1 protein-coding gene is annotated in these 1,115 nt (G+C 48.2%); it reads right to left on the bottom strand.

Annotation, left to right across the window (positions count from 1 at the left end):
- Positions 1-119 precede the first annotated feature (119 nt).
- A partial coding sequence (locus ACZ6JY_RS40855) for a fimbrial protein (protein ID WP_469204762.1) occupies positions 120-1,115 on the bottom strand: 996 nt, incomplete at its 5' end.

Raw genomic sequence — 1,115 nt, 5'->3', positions numbered from 1 at the left:
CCTTTGAATAATTTATTTTTTTATTCAATAGGCGGTAATATTTTTGTCACATTAGTTGCAGTAAGTGTGGTCTATCCGGCGAAATATGACAACGGCTGTCATCAACAGCCGTCATGAGTTCAGTTTGAAAATTCCAGGGTTATGGTGGCATCTGCGTTAAACGTGCCGGGCGTCGGTCTGGCTCCGGTAGCGCTGGCCGGGGCGGCAGAGAACGTAATAGTACCGTTACTTTTTCCGCCAATAATGCTTGTAGAACCCATCTCCGTTTTGAGCGCGCCGCCGTTCACCATCACCGGGTCGCCGTTTGTATCGTAGATTTTGATCCCCACGTTGTTGTTTGACGTAGAAACCATCGTGTTGTCGGCGCTGGCTGCCGTAGCGTTAAAATCAGCGTTCACCTTTTGCGAGCGGTCCAGGCCGGAACAACTCACCGTAACGGTTTTCTCAATTTTTTTACTGGTTATCGATGTGCCGGGCGTGGCGGAAAATTCAGAGGCGGGGATCTGACCAAAATCGATATTAATCACCTGCCCGTCGTTAATTTCACACTGCTGGGACGCAATGATTGAGCCTTTGATCCTGACTTTTGCGATCGCCTCTCCCCTGGGCAAATCATTAGATATTCCGCCGTAGACGAGGGCGACATCGGTCAGAGGAATTGTGACCAATCCGGTGATCGATTTTCGAATATAAAACGAGAGCATCGAAGACGTTCCGGTATCAAGCGTAATATCGTTTGACGAGCCACAGGTGTGAGAGGCTGTACTGCGGTTCGAAACGTGCTCAAAAGGAATTGCAGTGTAACCCACGTTTTTGATGAAGATCTTTACGCCGACATCGAGATATTCATTAAGATTGTAATAAGAGACCTCACCAATCTTTTTATCAAATACGAGACCGCCAGTTGGATCCGCTGTGTAGTAGATTGCCGAAAATCCCTTATTAAGCCGGTGCTTTGAATCGCAGGAACAGTTGACCTGATAGCTGTCGCTGGCCGTCGCCTCGGCGATATCCACCATCGTTTTTCCCGGAACGTTATCTTTCGCGCTAATACTCGTTTGCGGAAAATTCAGGTTAAGCACATGTGTTCCTGAAATGGTCGTGCAGGTTCCTGC

The organism is Streptomyces sp. NPDC046335 (assembly GCF_055587985.1).
The sequence above is the reverse complement of the archived record's forward strand: the minus strand, read 5'-3'. Positions and strand labels throughout refer to the sequence as shown.